The organism is Streptomyces sp. NPDC127114, assembly GCF_042677525.1.
Lineage (GTDB): Bacteria > Actinomycetota > Actinomycetes > Streptomycetales > Streptomycetaceae > Streptomyces.
In genome coordinates, this window is sequence record NZ_JBHXTJ010000016.1 from 75,872 (window position 1) to 94,275 (window position 18,404).

The 18,404-nt window shown below is 72.4% G+C and carries 20 protein-coding genes and 1 pseudogene; 12 read left to right on the forward strand and 9 right to left on the reverse strand.

Features of this window, described 5'->3' with window-relative positions; translation table 11 throughout:
* Positions 1-12: 12 nt before the first annotated feature.
* Positions 13-591 carry a GNAT family N-acetyltransferase gene (locus tag ACFVGS_RS18490; RefSeq protein WP_385693046.1) on the forward strand — a complete coding sequence of 193 codons (579 nt, stop codon included), beginning with the start codon at positions 13-15 and terminating at the stop codon, positions 589-591.
* Here ACFVGS_RS18490 and ACFVGS_RS18495 read toward each other — a convergent pair.
* Positions 581-934, reverse strand: coding sequence for a hypothetical protein (locus tag ACFVGS_RS18495; RefSeq protein ID WP_385693047.1), 354 nt, complete (start codon positions 932-934; stop codon positions 581-583). The two genes, ACFVGS_RS18490 and ACFVGS_RS18495, sit on opposite strands and share 11 nt — an antisense overlap.
* 314 nt (positions 935-1,248) lie before the next feature.
* Positions 1,249-1,923: a hypothetical protein gene (locus ACFVGS_RS18500; RefSeq protein ID WP_385693048.1), complete on the reverse strand. Its 675-nt coding sequence runs from the start codon at positions 1,921-1,923 to the stop codon at positions 1,249-1,251.
* Positions 1,924-2,159: 236 nt separating this feature from the next.
* On the opposite strand from ACFVGS_RS18500, the gene ACFVGS_RS18505 reads away from it, so the two are divergent.
* The 4 genes from ACFVGS_RS18505 (at position 2,160) to ACFVGS_RS18520 (ending at position 4,204) form a co-directional block, all read left to right on the forward strand.
* Positions 2,160-2,621 carry a DUF6325 family protein gene (locus tag ACFVGS_RS18505; protein WP_384410116.1) on the forward strand — a complete coding sequence of 154 codons (462 nt, stop codon included), beginning with the start codon at positions 2,160-2,162 and terminating at the stop codon, positions 2,619-2,621.
* 43 nt (positions 2,622-2,664) lie between these two features.
* Positions 2,665-2,994 (forward strand): SHOCT domain-containing protein, encoded by a 330-nt coding sequence (locus ACFVGS_RS18510; protein ID WP_384410114.1) that lies wholly within the window; start codon positions 2,665-2,667, stop codon positions 2,992-2,994.
* Positions 2,995-3,090: 96 nt separating this feature from the next.
* On the forward strand, positions 3,091-3,870 hold the full coding sequence (locus ACFVGS_RS18515; protein ID WP_385693049.1) for a hypothetical protein: 780 nt from the start codon (positions 3,091-3,093) through the stop codon (positions 3,868-3,870).
* 31 nt (positions 3,871-3,901) lie between these two features.
* On the forward strand, positions 3,902-4,204 hold the full coding sequence (locus ACFVGS_RS18520; RefSeq protein WP_384410108.1) for a ribosomal protein L7/L12: 303 nt from the start codon (positions 3,902-3,904) through the stop codon (positions 4,202-4,204).
* 82 nt (positions 4,205-4,286) lie between these two features.
* Here ACFVGS_RS18520 and ACFVGS_RS18525 read toward each other — a convergent pair whose 3' ends face one another.
* Positions 4,287-5,045, reverse strand: a complete 759-nt coding sequence (locus ACFVGS_RS18525) for a phosphoglyceromutase (RefSeq protein WP_384410105.1) — start codon at positions 5,043-5,045, stop codon at positions 4,287-4,289.
* A gap of 126 nt (positions 5,046-5,171) precedes the next feature.
* Between ACFVGS_RS18525 and ACFVGS_RS18530 the strand changes: the two genes are divergently transcribed.
* Complete coding sequence (locus ACFVGS_RS18530; protein WP_385693050.1) at positions 5,172-6,557, forward strand: MDR family MFS transporter; 1,386 nt, start codon at positions 5,172-5,174, stop codon at positions 6,555-6,557.
* A 222-nt stretch (positions 6,558-6,779) separates the two neighbouring features.
* On the opposite strand, the gene ACFVGS_RS18535 is transcribed toward ACFVGS_RS18530, so the two are convergent.
* Positions 6,780-7,286, reverse strand: coding sequence for a YbjN domain-containing protein (locus tag ACFVGS_RS18535; protein WP_384410098.1), 507 nt, complete (start codon positions 7,284-7,286; stop codon positions 6,780-6,782).
* Positions 7,279-8,658, reverse strand: a complete 1,380-nt coding sequence (gene mshA, locus ACFVGS_RS18540) for a D-inositol-3-phosphate glycosyltransferase (protein WP_385693078.1) — start codon at positions 8,656-8,658, stop codon at positions 7,279-7,281. Before mshA ends, ACFVGS_RS18535 begins: the two co-directional genes overlap by 8 nt.
* 515 nt (positions 8,659-9,173) lie before the next feature.
* On the opposite strand from mshA, the gene ACFVGS_RS18545 reads away from it, so the two are divergent.
* The 3 genes from ACFVGS_RS18545 (at position 9,174) to ACFVGS_RS18555 (ending at position 12,914) form a co-directional block, all read left to right on the forward strand.
* Entirely contained in the window at positions 9,174-9,983 is an 810-nt protein-coding gene (locus ACFVGS_RS18545) for a class I SAM-dependent methyltransferase (protein ID WP_385693051.1), read from the forward strand.
* A 371-nt stretch (positions 9,984-10,354) separates the two neighbouring features.
* Positions 10,355-11,413: a C40 family peptidase gene (locus ACFVGS_RS18550; RefSeq protein ID WP_384410092.1), complete on the forward strand. Its 1,059-nt coding sequence runs from the start codon at positions 10,355-10,357 to the stop codon at positions 11,411-11,413.
* A gap of 250 nt (positions 11,414-11,663) precedes the next feature.
* On the forward strand, positions 11,664-12,914 hold the full coding sequence (locus tag ACFVGS_RS18555) for a PP2C family protein-serine/threonine phosphatase (protein ID WP_384410089.1): 1,251 nt from the start codon (positions 11,664-11,666) through the stop codon (positions 12,912-12,914).
* A 78-nt stretch (positions 12,915-12,992) separates the two neighbouring features.
* Here the strand turns inward: ACFVGS_RS18555 and ACFVGS_RS18560 are convergent, their stop codons facing one another.
* From ACFVGS_RS18560 to ACFVGS_RS18570, 3 genes are all read right to left on the reverse strand, one after another.
* Positions 12,993-13,328: a DUF2516 family protein gene (locus ACFVGS_RS18560; protein ID WP_384410360.1), complete on the reverse strand. Its 336-nt coding sequence runs from the start codon at positions 13,326-13,328 to the stop codon at positions 12,993-12,995.
* A gap of 114 nt (positions 13,329-13,442) precedes the next feature.
* Positions 13,443-14,015 carry a hypothetical protein gene (locus tag ACFVGS_RS18565; protein ID WP_384410087.1) on the reverse strand — a complete coding sequence of 191 codons (573 nt, stop codon included), beginning with the start codon at positions 14,013-14,015 and terminating at the stop codon, positions 13,443-13,445.
* A gap of 22 nt (positions 14,016-14,037) precedes the next feature.
* Positions 14,038-14,409, reverse strand: a complete 372-nt coding sequence (locus ACFVGS_RS18570) for a helix-turn-helix domain-containing protein (protein ID WP_384410084.1) — start codon at positions 14,407-14,409, stop codon at positions 14,038-14,040.
* 233 nt (positions 14,410-14,642) lie between these two features.
* On the opposite strand from ACFVGS_RS18570, the pseudogene ACFVGS_RS18575 reads away from it, so the two are divergent.
* Positions 14,643-14,864 (forward strand): annotated as a pseudogene (locus ACFVGS_RS18575) (helix-turn-helix domain-containing protein); the annotation flags it as partial.
* Between the two features lie 32 nt (positions 14,865-14,896).
* Here the strand turns inward: ACFVGS_RS18575 and ACFVGS_RS18580 are convergent.
* Positions 14,897-17,257, reverse strand: coding sequence for an ATP-binding cassette domain-containing protein (locus tag ACFVGS_RS18580; RefSeq protein ID WP_385693052.1), 2,361 nt, complete (start codon positions 17,255-17,257; stop codon positions 14,897-14,899).
* A 209-nt stretch (positions 17,258-17,466) separates the two neighbouring features.
* On the opposite strand from ACFVGS_RS18580, the gene ACFVGS_RS18585 reads away from it, so the two are divergent.
* Positions 17,467-17,952 carry a helix-turn-helix transcriptional regulator gene (locus ACFVGS_RS18585; RefSeq protein WP_385693079.1) on the forward strand — a complete coding sequence of 162 codons (486 nt, stop codon included), beginning with the start codon at positions 17,467-17,469 and terminating at the stop codon, positions 17,950-17,952.
* A 10-nt stretch (positions 17,953-17,962) separates the two neighbouring features.
* Positions 17,963-18,382 carry a VOC family protein gene (locus tag ACFVGS_RS18590; RefSeq protein WP_384410078.1) on the forward strand — a complete coding sequence of 140 codons (420 nt, stop codon included), beginning with the start codon at positions 17,963-17,965 and terminating at the stop codon, positions 18,380-18,382.
* Positions 18,383-18,404: the final 22 nt, after the last annotated feature.

The following is an 18,404-nucleotide window of genomic DNA, read 5'->3' on the forward strand; positions in this document are numbered from 1 at the left end:
AGGATGGCCCGCATGCCGACCACGCCCGCGCTGCTCCGCCGTACCGTCCTCGCCCAGGCGACCGCTCCCGGGGAGGTGAGCCCGGAGCTGCGCCGACGGCTGATCGACTGCTGGATCGCGGTCACCAACGCGGGCGGTGCCGCCGGTTTCCCGTTCCCGCCGGTCACGGAGGTGGACGTCGCGCCGGTGACGGACGCGCTCCTCGCCCGTCTCGCACCGGACGGCCACCGGCTGGTCACCGCGACGGTCGGCACGCGACTGGCCGGCTGGGTGGTGCTCGGCCACGAGCCGAACCCGCTGGTCGCCCACTGGGGAACGGTCCACCACCTCCAGACCCACCCCGACTTCCGCGGCCTGGGCCTGGGCAGGGCCCTGATGCGCGAACTCCACCGCATAGCCCGCGACGAACTCTCCCTCACCCACCTCCGCCTCGCCGCCCGCGGCGGCGAGGGCCTGGAGTCCTTCTACGCGTCCCTCGGCTGGACGGAAACCGGCCGCTGGCCCCGCGCCCTGCGCCTGGGCCCGTCGCCGGAGGACACCCGGGACGAGGTCCTGATGGGCCTGGAGCTCCGGCCGGAGGTCAAGCCCTGAGGAAGACCACCGAGCGCAGCTTCAGGCGGTCCGAGGCGGGGCGGCCGTGGGGGCGGAGAGTCCAGCTGTCGCCGGTGCAGTCGGGCTCGGTGAAGACCGTCGCCCACTCGTCGGTGTCGTTGTGCGGGGCGAAGGCCGGGGCGGACGCGTCCGGGTCCGCGACCTCGGGCAGGGTGACGCACTCGCCGCTCGCCGGGTCGTGCAGGGTGACGGCGAGGGGCTGCCCGTCCAGGCCGGTCACGCGGTAGCCGAAGTCGCCGGTGGCGGCGTGGGCGGGGGAGACCATGACGGCGGTGAGGGCGAGGGCACCGCAGGTGGCGGCGAGGGTGTGCCGAAGGCGCACGGGGGTTCTCGTTTCGTGAGGACGACCAAGGTCGTCCTCACTGTGCTCGCCGGCAGCGGCGGCTACGCGCGGCGCCGAAGCCGAAAGCTTTCTTTGTCGCCCGTCCGGGCGACCGCTGCGGGGCGACCGCTGGGGGCGACCACTCGGGCCGGCACCTGCGGCGTACGCCCTCCGGGTGCTCCGGGCGAGCGCTCCCGCCGGGCGACTGCTCGGGGCGGGCGCTCCGGGCGGGGCCCTCCCGCCCGGCCCTCGCGCCCGGCCTTCGCGCCCGGCCCTCGCGCCCGGCCCTCCCGGCCCGAAGCGCCGGCCGGCGACTACGGCGTGAAGACCTGCTCCAGGCGGTGGATCGCCCCGTCGTCGCCCGTCTGGTACTTGAAGACCAGGCCCGAGTCGGGGTGCGCGTTCACCCAGTCGATGAGTTCCTGCACGCCGATCGGGATGTTCTCGGTGCTCGCCACGATCGGGTCGGTGGCGGTGACGTACGCGGCCTGGTCGAGCGCCCAGCGGCTCTCCTCGCCGCTGACGACGAACGGCCCGCCGTCGGTGTCCTTGCCGCCGCAGCCCCAGGCCCCGTGCTGGAGGATGAGATTGACCTTGCCGGTGCTTCCGGGAAGCTCCTCGATGCGGTAGAGGGCGAACTCGTCGGGGTCGTACTCGTCGGGAGTCGGCGCGGTGGTGACGCAGTCGGCACCGGGCGTGCCGCCCGGCTTCGTCGCGGGCTTGGCCGTGGGCTTCGCGGCGGGCTTCGCCGCGGGCTGCGCCGTCTCCTTCGACGGCGTGGCCGCGGGCTTGGCCGCCGGCTTCGCGCTCGCCCCTGACGAGGGATCGGCGGGCGCCGCGGTGGCCGGATCCTGCGCCGGCGCGGACGCGGTGGCACGCGTACCCGGCTGCGCGGCCGCGCCGTCGTCGTTCTGGCAGGCCGTGAGCGAGGCGGCCAGCGCGACGGCGCCGAGCGCGACACCGGCGGATCTGAAGCGCGTGAGGTTCATCCGGGACTCCCCCTTTGTCCGACGGCGGCCGTCCGTAGCCGCGTCCCGTCCGGAACGTAGCAACGCCCCGCGTCCAGGCGCGATATCCGGCCACGCTCTGTCGCACACCCGCGACATTCCCGTCACGCCCTGCGGACGGGGAGGGCCGGTGCGCCGGCGCCGCGGAGGTGCGGGCCCCCGGCCCGCGTGCTGGACTGGAGGGGCCGCTTCCGCCCGTAACGTGAGGTGAAGGCACCATGGAGACCCTCGAAGAGATGGGGCCGGTCGACTACCTGGTCATCGAGTTCCCCGGCAACCGCATGACGGGCGAGGCGTTCCCGCTCCTCGTCGACCTCGTCGACCGCGGCATCATCCGGATCATCGACCTCGCCTTCGTCGGCAAGGACGCCGACGGCTCGGTCGCCGGACTGGAGCTGCAGGACCTGGGCGGCGGCGAGATGGACCTGTCGGTCTTCGACGGAGTGTCGTCCGGAGTACTCGACCAGAGCGACCTGGAGGAGGCGGCCAACGCCCTCGACCCCGGCAACTCGGCCGCCGTGCTGGTCTACGAGAACCTGTGGGCCGCGCCCCTGGCCCGCGCGCTGCGTCGCAGCGGCGCCCAGCTCGTGGCCGGCGGACGCATCCCCGTACAGGCGCTGCTCGCGGCCCTGGACGCCACGGAGAAGACGTCACCGTCCGGCGGCTCCGTGGCCGCCTGATCCGCCACCCGTACGGACACCGACCCATGGGAGATGACCGACCATGCCCGGACTGCTGAGGGGCGTCGCCCGCACGGCCGTCGTCGCCGGAACCGCCACCGCCGTCTCCAACCGCGTCTCACGGCGCCAGGCCGGCCGGTGGGCACGGCAGGACTACGCTCAGCAGGAGCAGTACGCCCAACAGGATCAGTACGCCAGGCAGGAGCAGTACGCCCAGCAGGCACCCCCGCCCCCGGCCGCCCCACCGCCCGCCGGCACGGACGACGACATGACCCGCAAGATCGACCAGCTGAAGCAGCTCGGCGACCTGAAGGCACAGGGCGTCCTGACGGAGGAGGAGTTCGCGGAACAGAAGCGCCGCCTCCTGAGCTGACCGACCGCCGACTCGGCATCAAACGCCGACCCGCGCCGTCGTCCCGAGCGCAACCATCGCCGACGCCGTGCCCGCGCCTCTGGCTAGGCTGCGGGCATGACGGAGCATCTCGGTTTCGGCGCGGTGCTGGGGCGGTTGCTGAAGCACAGAGGACTCGGCGTGCAGGAGCTGGCCGACCGCGCCGGGCTCACCGCCGAGGAGGTCCGAGCGGTGCTCGCGGGCGAGCCTGCCGACGAAGGGCTCCTTCTACGGCTCGCGCCTGCTCTGCATCTCCACGCCGTCGATCTGTTCATCCTCGCAGGGCGGGTGATCCCGGACGACCTGGCGCCGTTGGACGCCACGGCCCGGCCGTGGGTGCCTTACGTCGTGATGAATGCGGCGCACCTTCCGGCGGAGCGGCGCCGTGAGGTCCTGGAGATCGTCCGCTCACTGCCCCAGGAGGAACGGCGCTCCGACGTCACCCCGGAGCGGCTCGCAGCGCCTGCCGGCGGTCCGGGCGGTCGGGTCGTCCGCATGTTCCGGTACCGCAACCTGGACTGGCCGGGCATGGCGAAGACTCTGGCGGTGGTGACGCCCACATATCTGTCGGCACCCACTTACGGGGTGATCGGCGCCGGCCGAAAGCAGCTGACGCCCCGCTTGGTGACGGACTTCGCCGCCTTGCTGGCGATCGACGCCCGCGAACTGGCGGTGCTGACGGACATCGTCCTGCCGGGGACGCCCCCACCTCCGGCCCCGGAGGCGGTGGACTCCGCGGCGCTGCTGTGGGAGGCCCGACGCCTGTCCGCCACCCAGGTACGCCATGTCGCCGAGCTCGCGCGTTCCATGCGCGGGGACTCCGGCACCGGCTACATCGTGAACCTGCCTGGATCATGACATCCGCCGGCCGGACAGAAGGAGGGCGAAGATGGCCGACGACGAGTCCACCGAGTACTTCACGCTGCTCTGCGACGACCCGTCCCACGAGGTCGTGCTCCTCGACTGCGGGCCACGCGGAAAGGATGTGACCCTGGCGGTGCGCAAGGTGACCGGGCTGAGTCTGTGGCAGAGCCGGCTCCTGGCGCGGCAAGCCCCCGTCACCGTCGTGGGAGGGCTGTCCGCGTTCCGGGCCCAGTCCGCCGTCTCGGTGCTCCAGAGCGCCGGCGCCACAGCGGAGTGGAGGCAGGAGCCGGAGCCGGAGCCGGTGGAGCGCGCGGTCCAGCCCCTCTGACGGCCCACAGACGCCCCCCGGCACGAAGAAGCCCCCTCCCTGCGGGGAAACCGCAGGTCGGGGGCTCTTTCGTGGGTAAGGGTTACTTCTTGCCCTGGTTCTTCACGGCCTCGATGGCCGCCGCCGCGGCCTCCGGGTCGAGGTAGGTGCCGCCGGGCTTGAGCGGCTTGAAGTTCTCGTCGAGCTCGTAGGCCAGCGGGATGCCGGTCGGGATGTTGAGGCCCGCGATGTCGGCGTCCGAGATGCCGTCGAGGTGCTTGACGAGGGCGCGGAGGCTGTTGCCGTGGGCGGCGACGAGGACCGTGCGGCCGGCCAGGAGGTCCGGGACGATGCCGTCGTACCAGTACGGGAGCATCCGCTGGACGACGTCCTTCAGGCACTCGGTGTCCGGGCGCAGCTCCGGCGGGATCGTCGCGTAGCGGGCGTCGTGCGCCTGGGAGAACTCGCTGTCCTCGGCGAGCGCCGGCGGCGGGGTGTCGTAGGAGCGGCGCCACAGCATGAACTGCTCCTCGCCGAACTCGGCGAGGGTCTGCGCCTTGTCCTTGCCCTGCAGCGCGCCGTAGTGGCGCTCGTTCAGACGCCAGGAGCGGTGGACCGGGATCCAGTGGCGGTCGGCGGCCTCGAGGGCCAGCTGCGCCGTGCGGATCGCGCGCTTCTGCAGCGAGGTGTGGACCACGTCCGGGAGCAGACCGGCGGCCTCGAGCAGCTCACCGCCGCGCGCCGCCTCCTTCTCGCCCTTCGCGGTGAGGTTGACGTCCACCCAGCCGGTGAACAGGTTCTTCTCGTTCCATTCGCTCTCGCCGTGGCGGAGGAGGATCAGCTTGTACGGTGCGTCGGCCATGCCTCCGAGACTAGACGACGGCCGACGATTGACGCGCACCGTCAATTCGCTGGCGTCCGGCGTATGAGATCCGTAAGTTACGGGAGCGGATAGCGGGACTTACAGATCACCAGGGGGCGGCCACACATGTCCATCGACTCACTCAGACGATCGGCGCGTGCCACCGTCTCGGGACTTCCCGGCGGCTTCTGGTGGCTCTGGCTGTCGACCCTGGTCAACCGGACCGGGGCCTTCGTCCTCACCTTCCTCTCCCTCTACCTCACCCAGGAGCTCGGGCACTCCGCCTGGTTCGCCGGACTCGTCGTCGCCCTCCACGGCCTCGGCGGCGTCGCCGGCTCGCCGCTCGGCGGCATGCTGACCGATCGCTGGGGCCGCCGCCCCACCATGGTCACGATGCACCTGGCGGCCGCCACCTGCGCCGTCCTGCTCGCGCTGGTCACCAGCGCCTGGGGCGTCGCCCTCGTCGTGCTCCTCATGGGCGTCGCCATGCAGGCCGTCCGGCCCTCCATCAACGCCACCATCGCCGACCTGGTGCCCGCCCACGAGGTCCGCCGCGCCTACGCCCTCAACTACTGGGCCCTCAACCTCGGCTTCGCCATCGCCGCCATCGGCGGCGGCGCCGCGATCGTCTTCGGCTACCGCACCCTCTTCCTCGTCGACGCCGCCGCGACCGCGCTGTGCGCCCTCATCGTCTTCCTCCGCCTGCCCGAGACCCGGCCGGACGCCAAGGTCGACCACGTCACCGGCGAGACCCTCGCGGACGAGAAGGTCAGCGTCCTCACCGTGCTGCGCGACGCGCCCTTCCGCACCCTGGTGCTGCTCAACCTGCTCGTCTGCCTGGTCTTCACCGCACCGTGGATCGGCCTGCCGCTCACCATGGCCGGCGAAGGCCTCGAGCCCTCCGCGTACGGTGCCGTCATCGCCGTCAACGGTGTCGTCATCGTCGGCTTCCAGCTGCTCGTCAACAAGGTCACCGACAAGCGCTCGCCGGTGATGCTGCTGACCGTCTCCTCCCTCCTCTTCGCCCTCGGCACCGGCGCCACCGCGCTCGCCGGCAGCTCCGTCGCCTTCGGCGCGACCGTCGTCGTCTGGACGATCGGCGAGATGGTCCACGTCCCGACCAACGCCGCCGCCACCGCCCGGCTCGCGCCGGAGCACGCCCGCGGTCGCTACCAGGGCGTGATGGGCATGTCCTGGGCGGTGGCCGGTTTCGTCGCGCCGATCCTGGCCGGCTGGGTCGTCGACGGACCCGGGCCTGACGTCCTGTGGATCGCCTGCGCGGTGATCGGCGCCGTCGCGGCCATCGGCTACCAGACGCGGCTGCGGTCCGCCCTGCGCGAGGCGGAGCCGGAGGAGGAGCTCGGGGACGAGACCGAGGCGGAGAGCAAGGCGGTTGCCAAGGCGGTTGCCGAGTCGGCAACCGAGGCGGAGACGAAGGGGGAGCCTCTGGCCGCCCAGGTTTCGACGGCCAAGGCGGCCACCCCCGCCGTCCAGAGCGTCAGCTCCTCCTGAAGCCCGAGGGGCCCCCGAAGTCCGGGGGCCCCTGAACCGCTTCTGTGCCTCGTACAGGTCCCGGGGGCGTACGGCGTCCGGTGCGCCGTACGCCCCCGTGCGTGTGTGGAGGTCGCCCGCGAAGTCCGGCACGTCGATCTGGTCGAACCTCGCGGACCTCAGGGATGGCGTCAGCCGGAGGGCGTCAGCGGGCGGCGTCCGTGGAAGGCGTCCGAGAAGGCGTCAGTTCGACGGCTTCTGGGTCAGGTTCTTGAACGCGTCGAGATTGCGCGTCGACTCCCCGCGCGACACCCGCCACGCGTACTCCCGGCGGATCGCCGTCGCGAAGCCCAGTTCGAGCAGCGTGTTGAAGTCGCCGTCCGCCGCCTCCAGGACGGACCCGAGGAGCCGGTCCAGCTCCTCCGGCGTGACCGCCGCCAGGGGCAGCTTGCCGGCCAGATAGATGTCGCCGAGGTGGTCGATCGCGTAACCGACCCCGTACAGCCGGAGGTTGCGCTCCAGGAGCCAGCGGTGGACGCCGGCCTCGTTCTCGTCGGGGTGGCGGATGACGAAGGCGTTGAGGGAGAGCGAGTGGCGGCCCACGCGCAGCGACAGCGTGGTGAACAGCTTCCGCGTGCCCGGCAGCTTGACCACGTAGGAGCCCGGTTCGGTGGACTCCCACTCCAGTTCCGCGTCCTTGAAGGTGTCCTCGACGATCCGCCGGACGCTCTCTGCCTCGACCTCAGCCATGGAGCGAGCGTACGCGACGGCGATGATCACGCGCCCGGAGGTCGTGCGTGCGGTGCCTGTGGTCGTGCATCGCGGCCGTGTACACGTCCGCCGTCCCGGACGCCGCCGTGTCCCAGCCGAACGAGCCGGCGTGCCGCGCCGCCGCCGCGCCCATCCGGTCGGAGAGCCGCGGATCGTCGACGAAGCGCGCGAGCGCGCGGGCGTAGTCCGCCGGGTCGTGCCCCTGCACGAGGAAGCCGGTGACGTCGTCCCGTACGGCCACGGGCAGACCGCCCACCGCGGCGGCGACGACCGGCGTGCCGGCCGCCTGCGCCTCGATGGCGACCAGACCGAAGGACTCGCTGTACGAGGGGACGACGAGCACGCTGGCGGCCCGGAACCAGTCCGCGAGCCGGTCCTGCCCCACCGGCGGGTGGAAGCGGACGACATCCGAGATGCCCAGCCTGGCCGCCAGCTTCTGCAGGCCCTCCGGCTTGGCGAGGCCGCTGCCGCTCGGCCCGCCGACCACCGGCACCACCATGCGCGAGCGCAGCAAGGGGTCACGGTCGATGAGCAGGGCCGCCGCGCGCAGCAGGATGTCCGGGGCCTTCAGCGGCTGTATCCGGCCGGCGAAGGCGGGGATGAACGCGTCCTGGGGCAGGCCGAGCCGGGCCCGGGCGGCGGCGCGGCCGTCGGCGGGCCGGAAGTGGTCCAGGTTGACGCCCGGGTGCACGACGGCGATCTTGGCCGGATCGGCGTCGTAGAAACGGGAGAGCTCGTCGGCCTCCTCGGCCGTGTTGGCGATCAGCCGGTCGGCCGCCTCGACGATCTGGGTCTCGCCGATGACCCGGGCCGCGGGCTCGGGCGTGTCGCCCTCGGCGAGCGCCGCGTTCTTGACCTTGGCCATGGTGTGCATGGTGTGGACGAGCGGAACGCCCCAGCGCTCGGCGGCGAGCCAGCCGACGTGGCCGGACAGCCAGTAGTGGGAGTGCACCAGGTCGTAGTGGCCGGACCGGTGGCCCGCCCAGGCCTGCATCACCCCGTGCGTGAAGGCGCAGAGCTGGGCCGGCAGCTCCTCCTTGGCCAGCCCCTCGTACGGACCGGCGTCGACGTGCCGGACGAGCACGCCGGGCGCGAGCTCGACCACCGGGGCGAGGCCGCCGGTGGTGGCCCGGGTGAAGATCTCGACCTCGACGTTGATCGCGGCGAGCCGCTTGGCCAGCTCCACGATGTAGACGTTCATACCGCCCGCGTCGCCGGTGCCCGGCTGGTGGAGCGGGGAGGTGTGGACACTGAGCATGGCCACGCGGCGCGGGCCACGGTGCCGGCCGGGAAGCCGGAGCCGGGGCGGCGCCGCCAGGGTGCCGGCGAACCGGGACACGTACTGGCTCACGTCGGCGGTCCTTCCGCTGTCGGGCATGACGGGCATGACAGGTATGACAGATGTGGCAGGTCTGGCAGGCATGACAGTGGGAGGGCGGGTCGCACCCTCCGCCCCCGCACAACACCGGAATCCCACTTTTCATTTCCCCGGCGGCCCGCGCTTTGCCAAGTCATTACCGCCGACGCGGCGCACGGCACGGAGGCAAAGCCTCCGCAGTGAACCGGATCGCGCTCGCGGTCGTGGCCGCAGGGGACGGTCGCGGCGGGGCGCGGGGGGCGGTCGCGGTGCGGGGGACGGCCGCGGTGCAGGGGACGGCCGCGGTGCAGGGGACGGCCGCGGTGCGGGGGACGGCCGCGGTGCGGGGGACGGCCGCGGTCGCAGAGGGCGGTCGCGGTCGCAGGGAACGGGCCCGCTCCTCCCTGCCCACTCCCCCGCCGCCACCGCCCCCGCCCCTGCCCCGCCCCTGCCCCCGCCCCGGCCCCGGCCCCGGTCAGCGGCGCTTCCCGACCCCTTACGCTCGTTCCATGGCCCCGCGCACCACACTCCCCGCCGTCGCCCGACCCGTCGGCACGGTCACCCGCGGGACCACCAACCCCAACCGGCTGCGCCGCCAGGACCGCTGGATCGCCGCGGTCCACGGCCCGGCCCTGCGCCGCTCCGGCACCCCGCCGCTCGCCGTCGACCTCGGTTACGGCGCCGCGCCCTGGACCGCGGTCGAGCTGCTCGCCCGACTGCGCGCCGAGGACCCGCGCACCCTGCTGTACGGCATCGAGATCGAGCCGGCCCGGGTCGCCGCGGCGCGGCCGTACGAGCGCGAGGGCCTGGAGTTCCGGCACGGCGGCTTCGAGGTGCCGGTGCCCGGCGAGGTCTCGCTGATCCGGGCCGCGAACGTACTGCGCCAGTACGACGAGGAGCAGGTCGCCGCGGTCTGGGAGCGGCTGTGCCGGCGGCTCGCGCCGGACGGGCTGCTCGTCGAGGGCACCTGCGACGAGATCGGCCGGCGGCACGTGTGGGTCGCGCTGGACCGCTCGGGGCCCCGGACGGTGACCTTCGCGACCCGGCTCGGCTCGCTCGTCCGGCCGTCCGACCTTGCGGAGCGGCTGCCCAAGGCGCTGATCCACCGGAACGTGCCGGGCGAGCCGGTGCACGCGTTCCTGCGGGACTTCGACCGTGCCTGGGCGGCGGCCGCGCCGTTCGCCTCGCTGGGCGCCCGGCAGCGGTGGATCCGTGCCGTACGGGACCTGGCGGCGGACTGGCCGGTGACGGACGGCCCGCGGCGCTGGCGGCAGGGCGAGGTGACGGTGCGCTGGGAGGCCCTGGCCCCGCGCACCTGAGGGTGCGGGCCAGCGGGAGACCCGGGCCGGACCCCGGGTCCGACCCCGACCCTCGGTCCTGATCCCGGGCCGACCCCGACCCTCGGTCCTGATCCCGGGTCCGACCCCCGACCTGACCCCGGGCCTGAACCCCAACCCTTCCCCGGACTTCTCTGAACTTTCCCTGAACTCCCCCTTGTTTTCTCCCGCTCGGGGAACGCGAGCGGCCGAACGCTCGTCCCCCGTGGGGGGAAGTGACCCGACAGGCCCCGCTTTCCCCTGTTGCTTTCGGGTTTCGCATGGCACTATCGCCAAGGTCACGACCAAGTTACTGACGGTAAATCAGATTCGGAACGTACATACGCATGACCGGGTGTCTTGAGGGGGAGCCTGTGAACCGACGCCGCCACGCCATCGCCACGCTCACCGTGGTCTGCGCCCTGACGGTGCTTGCCTCGCCCGCTCTCACCCTCCAGGCCGCCGCGGCCCCGCTCCCGCCCGGGCCGCCGGCGCAGCCGAAGAAGACCCTCGAAGAGGTCCGCAAGGAGATCGACGACCTCTACCGGCAGGCCGCACGGGCCACCGACGCGTACAACCTGGCCGAGGAGAAGGCCAAGGAGCAGTCCGACGAGATCGTGAAGCTGGCCCGGATGATCGTGGCCGGCCAGGAGAAGATCGACGACCTCAAGGCGCGGGCGGGCGCGGCGGCCCGCGCGCAGTACCGCAACGGCGGACTGCCCGACGGCGCCCAGCTGGTCCTCACGAACGACCCTCAGCTCTTCCTCGACAACGCGGGCCGGCTCAAGGAGGGCCAGAAGGCCACCAAGGACCTGCTCGCCGAAATGACGAGCACCCAGGCCCAGTTGACCACGTACGCGAAGGACGCCAGCCTCAACTGGAAGAAGCTGGAGGACAACCGGCTCAAGCAGGCCAAGGCGAAGCAGGAGATCAACGACAAGATCGAGGCCGCGAAGAAGCTGGAGTCACAGCTCGCCGCCGAGGAGCGGGCCCGGCTGCTGCGCCTGGAGGAGCAGGCGCAGTACAAGGCGCAGACCGCCTGGGTCAACTCCGGAGTACTCAAGGGCCTGAGCGAGAAGGCGACGCCCGCGGGCAAGCGGGCGGTGGAGTTCGCGACGGCGCAGATCGGCAAGCCGTACGTGTGGGGAGCCGAGGGCCCTGCCTCGTACGACTGCTCCGGCCTCACCCAGTCGGCCTGGGCGGCGGCCGGCCGCCCGATCCCGCGCACCTCGCAGGAACAGTGGCGGCTCCTCCCGCACGTGGACATCAAGGACATGCGGCCCGGCGACCTGATCGTCTATTACAAGGACGCCAGTCACATCGGGATGTACGTGGGCAACGGGGCGATCGTGCACGCGCCGCGGCCCGGGCGGGACGTGACGATCGCCGGCGCGGGCTCGATGGAGATCCTGGGAGTCGTCCGCCCGGAGTGACCGCAGCGCCCGGAGTGACCAACCGGAGTGGTCGGACCCGACCGGAGTGACAGGTCACAAGTGACGTTTCTCATCGTCCGGAGGCCTTCGCGCGCCGTCGTGGTGGCCTTCTGACGGCGACTACCTCCCCATCCGTGGCATATGCCATACCGCCGTGCCGGTTCACAGCGTGATCGCCATTCCGCTGCGCCACGAGGTACCGCTATGGTCGGTCCCCGGCCCTCGGGGGGAGGGAAGGAAACCCATACCGATGCCCGTACCCGTACCGCGTCAGAGAATCGATTCTCCCGCGGCACCCGGAACGCCCGGCACCGCCCACGCCCACGACCTCACGCTCCTGGTCGTCGAGGACGACCCGGCCGGCGCCCTCGCCGTACCCGAGCTGCTCGACGCGGCCGGGACCCGGGTCCGTATCCGTACCGCCCGCAACCTCACCGAGGCCGAGCGGCTGCTCACCGACGACGTCCACTGCGTCCTCGTCGACCTCGCCCTGCCCGCCCCCCGCGGGGCCGAGGACGAGCCGCTCGCGCCGCTCCAGCACATCCTGCGGCTCGCGCCGCGCCACGCCGTGCTCGCGCTCGCCGCGTCCGCGGACGCCGAGCTCGCGGCCGAGGCGGTACGGGTCGGTGCGCAGGACCACCTCTTCCGGGAGGAGCTCGACGGGCGGCTGCTCAGCCGCGCCATCCGTTACGCGGTCGAGCGCAAGCGCAACGACGTCGTGAAGATCAAGCTGGCCGAGTCGCGGCTGCGCGCCCAGGAGAACGCGCGGCTGGAGCGCGGGCTGCTGCCCACGCCGCTCCTGGAGGGCTCCGACCTGCGGTTCGCCGCCCGCTACCGGCCCGGCCGGTCCCGGGCGCTGCTCGGCGGCGACTTCTACGACACGGTGCGCACGCCCGACGGCACGGTGCACGCGATGATCGGCGACGTCTGCGGCCACGGCCCCGACGAGGCCGCGCTCGGCGTGGAGCTGCGGATCGCCTGGCGGGCGCTGACCTTCGCGGGCCTGTGCGGGGACGAGCTGCTCTCGACGCTCCAGCAGGTCCTGGAGCACGAGCGCGAGAACGACGAGATCTTCGCGACCCTGTGCACCGTCGACATCTCGGCCGACGGCCGCCGGGCCGGCCTGTGCCTGGCCGGCCACCCCACGCCGCTGATCGCCCGGCACGGGCGGGCGGCCGAGCTGCTGCCGTACGAGGACGGCGGCCCGGCCCTCGGCCTGCTGCCGCGCGCCCGCTGGCCCCGCCGGCAGGTGGAGCTGGGCGGTTCGTGGAGCCTCCTGATGTACACCGACGGCCTGATCGAGGGCCGCTCGGCGGGCCCCGGCTCGCCGCGGCTCGGCCAGGACGGGATGCTCGAGATGATCAACCGGCAGCTGGCCTCGGGCCTGCGCGGCGAGGAACTGCTCGACGCGGCGGTGACGGAGGTGCGGTCGCTGAACGGCGGCGAGCTGACGGACGACGTGGCGGTCCTGGCCCTGGAACGGGACAAGACCCGGGCGTAGGCCCGGGCCTTGTCGCCGCGGTGTCGTCTGCCGGCCTCCGCCGGCCTCCGGCTCTGCCGGCTGCCGTTCTCCGTGCCCCTACCGGCCGCCGTTGTACGGGCCGTACGGGCCGTCGCTGCTGGAGCCGCCGCGCCTGCCGCCGCCGGACACCTGCCGGAGCGCGGGGCGGACGTCGACCATGAAGACGATGGCGGCGATGAGCCCGGCGATCTGCAGGAACAGCATGGGCAGGAGCAGGTTCAGGACGAGGTTGATGCCGAGCAGGATCAGCCAGAACTTCTTGGTCTGCTTGTCGGCCGCTCGATACGCGTCCTCGCGCGCCGTGGCGGCGAAGACGAACGCGGCGACGGCGAAGCCGGTGAAGACCAGGAAGGTCACCAGGGACAGGATCGAGTCGAAGCCGTTCGCCAACATGCTGAGCACCGCCTAGGTGTGTGGGTGGAGCGCCTCGCGGCCAAGGTACCCGTTACAACGCTCGGGACACCGGGATTGGTGCCCGGACCGCCGTACGGCTTAGTCCGCCGTGCCCTACTTCTCGGCGCCTTCGGAGGCCGCGGCCTTCTTGGCGGGCGCCTTGCGGGTGGTGGTCTTGCGGCCGGCGGCGGGCTTGGGTGCCCCGTCCGAGGAGTCGTCGGCGGCGGAGGACTCGGTGGCGGAGGACTCGGCCTTCTTCGCCTCCGGCTCGCGCTCGCGCTCCGGCTCGGGCTCGACGACGACGGCGATCTCGGTGATCTCCTCGGCGGCCTCGCCCCGCCAGGCCCGGACGGCCTCCTCGCCCTGCGCGGCGAGCTCCTCGTACTTCTCGCGGGCCTTGACCGCGTACTCGGCGGCGACGCCGACGCCGCGGAGCGCCAGGTCCTGGGCCTGCTCGCCCAGCTTCTTCAGGTCGGTGTCGATGCCGCCGACGAACTCGGCGAACTTGGCCTGCGCCTTCTCCTGCACCGCCTTCGGGTCCGTGTTCTTCACGGCCTCGATCCGGCCGGGCGCCTCGGCGGCGAGCTGCTCGATCAGGCCGGGCACCTTCCTGGCCTGCCGGACGGCGAGGTCGGCGGTGCCGGCGGCGAAGTAGAGGGGCGTGCGGAGTTCGTCGATGATGGCCATGGTCGTGGTCCTCCCGGAGGTTCTACACGTCGGTGGGCTGCGCCTGCTCGGCGGCGTTCTCCTTGCGGAAGGAGTCGTAGATCTGCAGCAGCACCTGCTTCTGCCGCTCGTTGATCGAGGGATCGGCCAGGATGACGGCGCGCGTCTCCAGCTCCTCCCGCTCCTTCTCGTCGAGGATTCCGGCCCGCACGTACAGCGTCTCGGCGGAGATCCGCAGCGCCTTCGCGACCTGCTGCAACACCTCGGCGCTGGGCTTGCGCAGCCCTCGCTCGATCTGACTCAGATACGGATTCGACACCCCCGCGGCCTCGGCGAGCTGCCGCAGTGACAACTGCGCGGTGCGCCGCTGCTCACGGAGGTACTCGCCAAGATTGCCGACGTTGAGTGAAGCCATGCTCCGACCATGCCAGCTGGTGCTAACTATTGCAAGCAGCCGCTTGCAATAGTTCCGTCACACGACCTGGCGTTCCCCGCATGGCGGCACCGGACACGACGGAGACGACAGACATGTCCGGCGAGCAGCTGTCGGCCCTCACGGACGACGTCCGCCATTTCCTCGGCCCCCGAGGACCGGCTCAAGGCTGAACCGGGGTGCGACCGGCTCCGCGACGCCCGCACCGTGGTCCCCGGCTCGACCGGCCGCTGACCGTCGAGGACCTGGCCCGACGGGCCGGGATGAGCAGCCGTCAGCTCGCCCGCCGCTTCCGCGCGGTGACCGGCACCACCCCGCTGCGCCGGCTGCTCGCGCAACGGATCCGGCGCGCCGAGGAGCTCCTGGAGACCACCGACGACGGCATGGCGAGCATCGCGGCGGCCACCGGGATGGGGACCTCCACGACACTGCGCCGGCAGCGCCTCGCGCGGGCGGCTCCGCGGGTGTCTCACGCGCCGACGTACTCCGCGAGGTGCTCCCCCGTGAGGGTCGAGCGGGCCGCGACCAGGTCGGCGGGCGTGCCCTCGAAGACGATCCGGCCGCCGTCGTGGCCGGCTCCCGGGCCGAGGTCGACGATCCAGTCGGCGTGCGCCATCACGGCCTGGTGGTGCTCGACGACGATCACCGACTTGCCCGAGTCGACCAGCCGGTCGAGGAGCCCGAGCAGCTGCTCGACGTCCGCCAGGTGCAGCCCCGCGGTCGGCTCGTCGAGCACGTACACCCCGCCCTTGTCGCCCATGTGCGTCGCCAGCTTGAGCCGCTGCCGCTCGCCGCCGGACAGCGTCGTGAGCGGCTGACCGAGGCTCAGGTAGCCGAGGCCGACGTCGGCGAGCCGCTCCAGGATGCGGTGCGCGGCGGGCGTGCGCGCCTCGCCCGCGCCGAAGAACTGCTCTGCCTCCTGCACGGACATCGCCAGCACCTCTGCGATGTTCCGGCCGCCGAAGTGGTAGTCCAGCACCGCGGCCTGGAACCGCCGGCCCTCGCACTCCTCGCAGACCGTGGCGACCCCGGCCATCATCGCCAGGTCCGTGTAGACCACCCCGGCGCCGTTGCAGGTCGGGCAGGCGCCCTCCGAGTTGGCGCTGAACAGGGCCGGCTTCACGCCGTTGGCCTTGGCGAAGGCCTTCCGGATCGGGTCGAGCAGACCGGTGTACGTCGCCGGGTTGCTGCGCCGCGAGCCGCGGATCGCGGCCTGGTCGACGGAGACCACGCCCGCGCCCGCCGGGATCGACCCGTGCACCAGCGAGCTCTTGCCTGAGCCGGCGACGCCGGTGACGACGGTGAGCACGCCGAGCGGGATGTCGACGTCGACGTCCTGGAGGTTGTTCGTCTTCGCGCCGCGGATCTCCAGGGTGCCGGTGGGCTTGCGCACCGACTCCTTGATCGAGGCCCGGTCGCCGAAGTGCCGGCCCGTGACGGTGCCGCTCTTCCGCAGCCCCGCGACGGTCCCCTCGAAGCACACGCTGCCGCCCGCCGCACCGGCGCCCGGGCCGAGGTCGACGACGTGGTCGGCGACCGCGATCGTCTCCGGCTTGTGCTCCACGACCAGGACCGTGTTGCCCTTGTCGCGCAGTCGCAGCAGCAGGTCGTTCATGCGCCGGATGTCGTGCGGGTGCAGACCGGTGGTCGGCTCGTCGAAGACGTACGTGACGTCGGTGAGCGAGGAACCGAGGTGGCGGATCATCTTGACGCGCTGTGCCTCGCCGCCGGACAGGGTGCCGGAGGGCCGGTCGAGCGCCAGATAGCCGAGGCCGATCTCCACGAACGAGTCGAGGGTCTGCCGGAGCGTGGCGAGCAGCGGCGCGACCGACGGTTCGTCGATGCCGCGCACCCACTCCGCCAGGTCGCTGATCTGCATCGCGCAGGCGTCGGCGATGCTCACCTTGCCGATCTTCGAGGAGCGGGCGCCCTCGTTGAGCCGGGTGCCGTCGCAGTCGGGGCAGGTGGTGAAGGTGACGGCGCGCTCGACGAAGGCGCGGACGTGCGGCTGGAGGGAGTCGACGTCCTTCGACAGCATCGACTTCTGGAGCTTGGGGATCAGGCCCTCGTAGGTGAGGTTGATGCCCTCGACCTTGATCTTGGTCGGCTCGCGGTGGAGCAGGTCGGAGAGCTCGCGCTTGGTGTAGCGGCGGATCGGCTTGTCCATGTCGAAGTAGCCGCTGCCGCTGAAGATCCGGCCGTACCAGCCGTCCATCGTGTAGCCGGGGATGGTCAGCGCGCCCTCGGCGAGCGACTTGGAGTCGTCGTACAGGGCGGTCAGGTCGATGTCGGAGACCGTGCCCCGGCCCTCGCAGCGCGGACACATGCCGCCGGTGACGCTGAAGGAGCGCCGCTCCTTCACGGTCCTCCCACCCTTCTCGTAGGAGACCGCGCCGGCGCCGCTGACGGAGGCGACGTTGAAGGAGAAGGCCTTGGGACCGCCGATGTACGGCTTGCCGAGCCGGCTGAAGAGGATGCGCAGCATCGCGTTGGCGTCGGTCGCGGTGCCGACGGTCGAGCGCGGGTCGCCGCCCATCCGCTGCTGGTCGACCGTGATCGCCGTCGTGAGACCGTCGAGCACGTCGACGTCGGGGCGGGCGAGGGACGGCATGAAGCCCTGCACGAACGCGCTGTACGTCTCGTTGATCAGCCGCTGCGACTCGGCGGCGATCGTGTCGAAGACGAGGGAGCTCTTGCCGGAGCCGGACACTCCGGTGAAGACGGTCAGCCGGCGCTTGGGGAGCTCGATGCTGACGTCCTTGAGATTGTTCTCGCGCGCCCCGTGCACGCGGATCATGTCGTGGCTGTCGGCGGCGTGCGACTTGCTCATGGCTGACATCTCTCCCTGCGATCCCTGCGCTGCTGTCCTGGAAGCCAGGCTAGGCGGGGCGGCACGGCGCTGCTTCTCGATTCCTGCTCACCTGTGGACAACCGGATCGCCTGTGGACAACCGGCCGCGGCGTGGGCGGGCCGTGCCATGCTGGATCCGTGACGCCGCCGACCCTCGACGACCTCGTACGACTGCGCCGCGCGCGGGACATGATCGACCGCGACTACGCGGAGCCGCTGGACGTCCCGGCCCTCGCCCGGGCCGCGCTCATGTCGGCGGGCCATTTCCAGCGCAGCTTCCGCGCCGCGTACGGGGAGACCCCGTACAGCTACCTCATGACCCGCCGCATCGAGCGGGCCAAGACGCTGCTGCGGCGCGGCGACCTGAGTGTGACGGAGGTCTGCTTCGCGGTGGGCTGTACGTCGCTGGGCTCGTTCAGCACGCGCTTCACGGAGCTGGTCGGGGAGAGCCCGTCCGCGTACCGGGCGCGCAACCACGAGGCGGGCGAGCCGATTCCCGCGTGCGTGGCGAAGTTCCTGACCCGCCCGACGCGGGCCGGAGGCGGCAGGGCCGGGACCCCGGCCGCGGAACGGGGCACGACGGAACCCGGCGGGGCGGAACCAGGCGGGGGGCCGGAACCGGGCGCGACGGAACCGGTCAGGAACGGAGAAGCGGAAAGCGCCCCGGCCTCGTAGCGTCGGGGCCATGAACACCACCATCAACCTCGCGCAGTGCTTCATCGCCGTCGACGACCACGACAAGGCGCTCGCCTTCTACCGCGACGCCCTCGGACTGGAGGTCCGCAACGACGTCTCCTTCGAAGGCATGCGGTGGGTGACCGTCGGTTCGCCGACCCAGCCGGACGTCGAGATCGTCCTCGAGCCCCCGCTGGCCGACCCGAACGCCCCGGCCGCCGACCGCCAGGCCGCCGCCGAACTCCTCGCCAAGGGCATGCTGCGCGGCGTCATCTTCCGCACCGACGACGTGGACGCCACCTTCGAGCGCGTCCGCGCGGCCGGCGGCGAGGTCCTCCAGGAGCCCATGGACCAGCCCTACGGCGTCCGCGACTGCGCCTTCCGCGACCCGGCGGGCAACATGCTGCGCTTCAACCAGCCGCGCGGCTAGCCCGCACTCCGCGCCGACCGCG

Bases quoted from the DNA above. Each gene is read 5' to 3' on its own strand.
- ACFVGS_RS18530 (WP_385693050.1), top strand. From the start codon at position 5,172: ATGTCCATCGACTCACTCAGACGATCGGCGCGTGCCACCGTCTCGGGA.
- ACFVGS_RS18585 (WP_385693079.1), top strand. From the start codon at position 17,467: ATGATCGACCGCGACTACGCGGAGCCGCTGGACGTCCCGGCCCTCGCC.
- ACFVGS_RS18510 (WP_384410114.1), top strand. From the start codon at position 2,665: ATGCCCGGACTGCTGAGGGGCGTCGCCCGCACGGCCGTCGTCGCCGGA.
- ACFVGS_RS18535 (WP_384410098.1), bottom strand. From the start codon at position 7,286: ATGGCTGAGGTCGAGGCAGAGAGCGTCCGGCGGATCGTCGAGGACACC.
- ACFVGS_RS18555 (WP_384410089.1), top strand. From the start codon at position 11,664: ATGCCCGTACCCGTACCGCGTCAGAGAATCGATTCTCCCGCGGCACCC.
- ACFVGS_RS18490 (WP_385693046.1), top strand. From the start codon at position 13: ATGCCGACCACGCCCGCGCTGCTCCGCCGTACCGTCCTCGCCCAGGCG.
- ACFVGS_RS18500 (WP_385693048.1), bottom strand. From the start codon at position 1,923: ATGAACCTCACGCGCTTCAGATCCGCCGGTGTCGCGCTCGGCGCCGTC.
- ACFVGS_RS18580 (WP_385693052.1), bottom strand. From the start codon at position 17,257: ATGAGCAAGTCGCACGCCGCCGACAGCCACGACATGATCCGCGTGCAC.
- ACFVGS_RS18505 (WP_384410116.1), top strand. From the start codon at position 2,160: ATGGAGACCCTCGAAGAGATGGGGCCGGTCGACTACCTGGTCATCGAG.
- ACFVGS_RS18590 (WP_384410078.1), top strand. From the start codon at position 17,963: ATGAACACCACCATCAACCTCGCGCAGTGCTTCATCGCCGTCGACGAC.
- ACFVGS_RS18560 (WP_384410360.1), bottom strand. From the start codon at position 13,328: ATGTTGGCGAACGGCTTCGACTCGATCCTGTCCCTGGTGACCTTCCTG.
- ACFVGS_RS18515 (WP_385693049.1), top strand. From the start codon at position 3,091: ATGACGGAGCATCTCGGTTTCGGCGCGGTGCTGGGGCGGTTGCTGAAG.
- ACFVGS_RS18565 (WP_384410087.1), bottom strand. From the start codon at position 14,015: ATGGCCATCATCGACGAACTCCGCACGCCCCTCTACTTCGCCGCCGGC.
- ACFVGS_RS18545 (WP_385693051.1), top strand. From the start codon at position 9,174: ATGGCCCCGCGCACCACACTCCCCGCCGTCGCCCGACCCGTCGGCACG.
- ACFVGS_RS18525 (WP_384410105.1), bottom strand. From the start codon at position 5,045: ATGGCCGACGCACCGTACAAGCTGATCCTCCTCCGCCACGGCGAGAGC.
- ACFVGS_RS18520 (WP_384410108.1), top strand. From the start codon at position 3,902: ATGGCCGACGACGAGTCCACCGAGTACTTCACGCTGCTCTGCGACGAC.
- ACFVGS_RS18570 (WP_384410084.1), bottom strand. From the start codon at position 14,409: ATGGCTTCACTCAACGTCGGCAATCTTGGCGAGTACCTCCGTGAGCAG.